At 60.2% G+C, this 3,602-nt stretch carries 3 protein-coding genes; 2 read left to right on the top strand and 1 reads right to left on the bottom strand.

The genetic code is table 11. The features are described from left to right. Positions 1-510: acyl-CoA dehydrogenase family protein (locus WAN02_RS27600; RefSeq protein WP_422268385.1), on the top strand; the 510-nt coding region annotated here is incomplete at its 5' end. A gap of 201 nt (positions 511-711) precedes the next feature. After that, positions 712-1,857 (top strand): spirocyclase AveC family protein, encoded by a 1,146-nt coding sequence (locus WAN02_RS27595; protein WP_422268383.1) that lies wholly within the window; start codon positions 712-714, stop codon positions 1,855-1,857. Positions 1,858-1,940: 83 nt separating this feature from the next. Here the strand turns inward: WAN02_RS27595 and WAN02_RS27590 are convergent, their stop codons facing one another. Then, a complete protein-coding gene (locus WAN02_RS27590) occupies positions 1,941-3,194 on the bottom strand; it encodes a hypothetical protein (RefSeq protein ID WP_422268381.1) in 1,254 nt (417 codons plus the stop codon). Between the last annotated feature and the right edge of the window lie 408 nt (positions 3,195-3,602).

Genomic DNA, 3,602 nt, shown 5'->3' with positions numbered 1-3,602 from the left:
GTGCTGGACCGCCTGCGCCTACCGTCGGCCGCCCTCATCGGCGATGAGGGCCAGGCGTGGCCGTCGCTTGCCCGCGCCCGCGACGAAGGCGCTGCGGCGGTCTGTTCGGAGGCCGTGGGGTGTATGCGCAGAGTGGTCGGCGATACCGTCGAATACTGCAAGCAACGCCGACAGTTCGGCCAGACGATCGGCAGCTTTCAGGTCCTGCAGCACCGCATGGTGGACATGTACATGGAACTCGAGCAGTCCGTCGCTGCCGTGTATCTCGCCGTTCTCAACCTCGACGCCGAGCCCGATATTCGAGCGCGGGCAGTGTCCGCGGCCAAAGCGACCATCGGCCGTGCGGCGCGGTTCGTCGGCCAGAATGCCGTGCAACTTCACGGCGGCATGGGCATGACCGAAGAGCTTGCCGTCGGTCACTACTTCAAACGGCTCACCGCCGTGCAGTACGAGTTCGGTTCCACCGATTACCACCGAAGCCGCTATGCCGCGTTGATGACGTCCTCGTAGCCGGCTCGTCGAATTGATTGACGTCTCCCTGCCTATCGACCGAGGTTGTATACCTATCGTCGCAAGGTTTAGGCGTCCGTGGTGCGGATCGACCCTTGCACCACCTCCCCAATATTTGAGACCCTAGGTCTAAATACTGATCGATGTCGCTACCCCACCGCTCGTGATCCCGCGAGGTTCTTGTAGCAGGGAGATCTCACCATGACGATCGAGAAGCACGCCGTAACGTCAGATGCGCGCGTCGGCGCCGGCCGCGTTAGTGACGTCGAGCCGCCGAAAACCAAACCAGTCGTGGTGTTGGCGACCCTGGGTGCGTTGATGCTGGCGTTCGAGGCGTGGATCATCTTCCGCTGGGTCAGCGGACCGTTCTTCGAGCGCGTCGCACCGGGACCGAGTCAGCCGCCCACCTGGATGAAGGTCGAGCTCATCCTGTGGCAGACACTGTCGATTCCCGCGGGACTGGCGCTGATTTACGCTTTCATCATCCGACCCTGGCGTCGTCAGGGCCGAGTCGGAGTCGACGGCATTCTCGTCGTCGCATTCTGTTCGGTGGTGTTCCAGGATCCGTTGTCGTCGTATGGCGGCCACTGGTTTGCCTATAACACCTGGATGTGGAACCGCGGGTCGTGGGTCAACAGCGTTCCCGGATGGAACTCCTACGGCGCGCCAGGGGCGATGCTCAGCGAGCCGGTGCTGTTCACCTGGGCCGCCTACATCTACATCTTCGTGATTGTGATGGTCATTGGCAGCAGGTTCATGCGCATGATGCGGAGGCGGTTCCCACGCATCGGGAACGTGTCGCTGATCGCGAGTTGTTACGCGCTGATGATCCTGTTCGACATCGTGCTCGAAGGCATCATCTGGATGCCGCTGGGTATCTTCCACTACGGCAGTGGGCACTGGAGCCTGTTCCCCGACCACTACTTCAAGTGGCCGCTGCACGAGGGCTTGTCGATCGGCTTGGTCTTTACCGGCGCGGCGTGCCTTCGTTTCTTCGTCAACGACCGCGGTCAAAGCGTCGTCGAACGCGGCATCGACGAGATCTCAGGCAGCACCTTCAAGAAATTCGTGATACGGGCACTCGCGATGACCTTCGTTGTGCAGACCATGATGTTCATCGGCTACAACATCCCGAACTACTTTGTCGGCACGCACCCGGCGGAATGGCCGAAGAGCGTTCAGGAGAAGTCCTATTTCACCAGTGGCTTGTGCGGGCAAAATACCGACCGGGCCTGCCCCGGACCAGGAGTTCCGCTGAACAGGCCCGGTGCTGGCCATGTCGACACTCAGGGCCACTACGTGCCTGGTGATGTGCCCATCCCGCCGGTCGTTCCCTTCGCGCCCTGACCACGTTTCAATATTGATCGGCCTTCACCGTCTGCCCATCACAGCTCGCAACGACGAGTTCGCGCCGGCTACGCCGGGTGTGTTTACGCGGCGGTCAGCACATCCAGGATGTTGGTGAGGTATTGGTCCACGGTGATGCCGTCTAACAGGTTGGACGTCAGCTCGAACACCGTGTTGGTCCCGAGCCCGAGATCGGTTACCAGCCCACTCAGCGTCGTATCGTCGAGCCCCCCAAAGGTGTTCAGCAGCTGGCTGATCGTCGATTGGTCGCTGAGTCCGAAGGTGTCCAGCAGCCCACCGATTGTCGCGTTGTCGAATCCGGGGATATTGGTATACACATCGCTGACCGTGCTGCCGGAGTTGATCCCGAAGCCGCTCAGGAGCCCAGAAAGTGACAGGTCGTCGAACGAGATGTTCTTCAGCGTGTCGTCCACCGTGCCTGCACCGCCATTGAGCCCAATCGTGGTCGCCGCATCGCTCAGCGTCGCGTCGCCCGTGCCCGGGATGGACAGCAGCTGCGTCACCTTGTCGTGGCCGAGACCAGCGGTGTCGGCAAACTGTTCCGCGGTCGTGCCAGCGGCAAAGGCATCCGTACTCGGGTCCCAAAGTGAGCCCAGCGCGCTGGGTTGAATGCCAAGGATGCTGAGCAGTTGGCTCGGGGTCACGTCCAAGCCCTGGAGAAAGTTGTTGATATTCATCGACCCGACGCCCCAGTCACCGAGCAGCGTGTTTACCTCAGTGTTGTTGATCCCCAGGGTGTCCGCCGTTTGGCTCAGTGTGCTGTTGGCGTTGAGCCCGATAAGATCCCACAGGTTCGAAATTGGTTGGTTACCTACCCCCAGAATCTCCGCCGTCTGGCTCACTGTGTCGTTCGCGCTGAGCCCGAACAGGTTCTCAATGTCCGACAGCGGTTGGTCATCAATCCCCAGGACGTCTAAAGCCTGGGTCAATGTGGTGCTATCACTTAACCCCGTCAAGGCCAAAAGCACCGACACCGGATTTGCACCCAGGTAGAAGAAACCCGTCAGTTCGTTGAGTGTCACGCCGCCAAGGCCAGTGAAGGACAGCAACTCGTTCGGCGTGAGGCTGCCAAGCCCAAAATCATTGAGCGCCTGCGGCACGGTCAGCTCGTTGAAACCGGTGAGGCGCGCATTTTCGCGCAAGACGTCGACGAGGACTGTTTCTAAAGACGTGATGAACGCCGTGGGATCGAAGCTGCTGGCCAATGCGACGTCGTGCAGCTGCGTTATAGGAGTGACATCAGGAAACGATGGTGTGTGTACCGGAGCAGCGCCGACGAGGGCCGCGCTGGCGACGACGCTGCTGGTGGCGAACACGGTGGCCCTCATCGCGAGCACCCGCCGTCGCGCCGACTTATTCGAGCGACGACGTTGGCGAGAACTGAGTGATTGGCGGTACAACCCGCTGGACCAACTAGACATTGGAAGCTGTCCTTCATCCTGAATGGAAGCTCAGATTTCCCTAAGAATTTCTAATCTAAAGTGATCTAGGTCACATGTCAAATAAGGCGCTGCGCAAGTTGCGTCAAGACCACGAACGCGACCTGTTGGCAGGCCCCAGGGTTCCGAGACGATCCTTTAGGACGGCGGTCTTGACGTAGCTCACGCCCTAGGTTCGTCAATTGCTCCGAACGGCGGTTTTCTGGTGGAGATAAGGGGATTCGAACCCCTGCCTTGACCAGGTAAAACGCGGTCTCAACTGCGCTTTCGTTCCGTCTCGTTCCG

The organism is Mycobacterium sp. (assembly GCF_049281135.1).
In the GTDB taxonomy this organism is placed as follows: Bacteria; Actinomycetota; Actinomycetes; order Mycobacteriales; family Mycobacteriaceae; genus Mycobacterium.
The sequence above is the reverse complement of the archived record's forward strand: the minus strand, read 5'-3'. Positions and strand labels throughout refer to the sequence as shown.